This is a genomic window from Pseudomonas avellanae BPIC 631, from assembly GCF_000444135.1.
GTDB classification, from domain to species: Bacteria; Pseudomonadota; Gammaproteobacteria; order Pseudomonadales; family Pseudomonadaceae; genus Aquipseudomonas; species Aquipseudomonas avellanae.
Map to the genome: position 1 here is coordinate 1 of NZ_ATDK01000602.1, position 2,581 is coordinate 2,581.

The following is a 2,581-nucleotide window of genomic DNA, read 5'->3' on the forward strand; positions in this document are numbered from 1 at the left end:
CTTACGCAGCCCAAGGTTCAGCCCTTCCGCGAGTAATACATTGAGTAGGCCGATCTGGTCATTGCATGGAACCCCTGTTCTTAAATGGGTAAAGGCTTCGGTAAACCCGAGCGCAGCATCAACCTCAAGCAAGATGTCGGTGATTCGAATGGGTGGCATCCGGCGATAAAGATCGAGTATCAGCTCCTCGGCGTTATCCGGAACATCAGCCGTCAGTCGGTCGATCCGTAACGTTCCGTCCTCGATGCTGCCATGAGGGATGGTGCCGTCACGCGCTGCGCGCGCAAGTCGCTTCAGTCCATCGGCGAGGCGTGCTTTTCGATCCGTCAGCCAAAGCTGCGGATCAAGTGGAACGGCCAGCCTGGTGTTTGTCTGTGCCGTGACCAATGGCACAAGTACCTGCTTGAGGTCGCCATAGCGGCGTGAATGATCGAGCCAGATGTCACCGGATCGAAAGGCATCCCGGAGGTGGAACATGACTGCCACTTCACGGAGGCGGTTGTCACCTTGGTCTTGTGCTCGAAGATGCCGGTGCCATTTTGAATTTGGACGTAAGAAATTGTTCGCGACCGATGGTAACGCTTGCATTTTTCCTATGGCTTTCGCCGCCGCGATCAAAGGCTGAGCCACTGATGCAGCCTCGAGTTTCAGGCATCGCAACATACGCGGCGCATAGCGGCGGGAGCGATGATAACCTTGTCCGACATGAGCTAGTGGATCGTCAGCAAGCGTATTGCTGAGCTGAGCGCCTGTAGCAACCAGTTGTTCTAGCTGACCCCATTGTGTCGATTTGGAGATCGCCATTTCTAACGGCATACCATCATTATGGGCTTCGAGCAAAGAAGCCCCCAGAGCGGTGAAGGCGCGCAGAGTATCAGTGACCGCTGCCTTGGAACCGCCTATTCGTTCATCATTTAGCCGTTTCGCCTCGCGCCAGGTTTTCCCCACGATTCGGTCATGAGTCTCGATCACAGTATCAGCGATCGCAGCCTCCCATTCCACAGAGCAGACAGCAATGATTGCCCAGCGCCGATCCGAACTGATGTCCTGCAAACCATCGGTAAAGTAGCGCTCGCCCTGCCGGCGCAAACGAGCGACACGGTGCGGTGGGACACCGGCAAGTACCTGCGAATCGAGACTCAGGCTACGCAAGAACTCCAGCTTGTCGAGCAGCCGGTTTGCAGCAGCAGAGTTGTTGCCGACCTCGAACTGGCGAAGCCAGATGAAACGGCTGATATTGGCATCGAGCAACTCGGTCAGCAGGCCATCAAGCCGTTCGCGCACAGCGCTATCGAGCCTTTGCGCAATTCGTGTATCTATCCGTCGTTCCGCGGCGACCAGCGCGTCTGCGCATAGTCGTTCGATAGTAGATATCGCTGGCAAAATCATCAGATTTTCACGGCAACGCAAGACGAGACGCTGAGCAAGATCTTCGTTCGAACGGGCCTCCTCAGCCTGATCGAAAAGCCAGTCGCGCAGATCACGAGCACCGCGACCTGCGAAGGTTTTGTACCCATAGTTCTCGTGCAACGCCGCCATATGCTCATGGCGAGTCTGTCGTCGGGCGGCATAGGTGAGAAGTGCATTGGCCGAGACTCCAAGCTGAGCCCCGATAAACGACAAGATCTCATACGGAATCACTTCGCTCGGAGCTAGCGTGCGCCCTGGATATCGCAACGCGCAAAGCTGCAACGCGTACCCCAACCTGTTCTCGGGTCTGCGGCGTTCTTGAATATGTGCAAGATCGTCATCGCCCAGTGTGTAATGCCGAAGCAGCGATAACTCATCGGTGGGCAGATCAAACAGTGCCGAGCGCTGTCGCTCGGTGAGAATGTGTCGTCTCGGCATCACTACTGTCCCTGTTGAAGCATAGTCTGTTTTGTACAAAACTCAGCCCATGCAAATCAAGACTTCCCGCACCATAAAACGACGAGGGTTCAATTGGGACAACGAGCCGCTATTTATTGCCGAGTTTCGACGGCTGACCAATCATGCGAACGGCAGGAGCGTGACCTCACAGCGTTTGCCCATCGTGCAGGTTTTGAGGTCACCGCAATTTTTAAGGAAACTGGATCAGGTGCGAAGCTTGACCGTTCTGAGCGACGTAAGATCATGGCGCTGGCCCAGTCGAGACATATCGAAGTCATCCTGGTGACGGAATTGTCTCGATGGGGCCGATCAACGATCGATCTTCTCAACACGCTACGAGAACTGGAAGGCTGGAAGGTGTCTGTCATTGCTATGAATGGTATGGCGTTCGACCTGTCGTCACCGCATGGTCGTATGCTGGCGACGTTTCTATCCGGCATCGCGGAGTTCGAGCGCGATCTCATCAGTGAACGAGTCAAGTCAGGCCTCGCCGCTTCTCGTGCCCGAGGGCGTAAGCTCGGGCGGCAAGTAGGCGTGCGCCCGAAATCCGACAAACTTTACCCCAAAGTCATCGAAGCGATTGAAGCAGGTCGCAGTTACAGATGGATTGCCCGAGATCTTGGTATTAGCAAGAACACCGTCACTGAAATTGTCCGCAGGCATCGCGAAACGGCTTAGCGTGTCATTTCGCCCCCAGCCTGAACCGACCCCT

Annotated in this window: 2 protein-coding genes; one reads left to right on the forward strand and one right to left on the reverse strand. The window is 55.5% G+C overall.

Annotated elements, in window-relative coordinates; genetic code table 11:
- Window positions 1-1,848 (reverse strand): DUF4158 domain-containing protein (locus DW49_RS0127840; RefSeq protein WP_024421556.1); only part of this gene is annotated, 1,848 nt, incomplete at its 3' end.
- A 93-nt stretch (window positions 1,849-1,941) separates the two neighbouring features.
- On the opposite strand from DW49_RS0127840, the gene DW49_RS0127845 reads away from it, so the two are divergent.
- A complete protein-coding gene (locus tag DW49_RS0127845) occupies window positions 1,942-2,547 on the forward strand; it encodes a recombinase family protein (protein ID WP_024421557.1) in 606 nt (201 codons plus the stop codon).
- Window positions 2,548-2,581 lie beyond the last annotated feature (34 nt).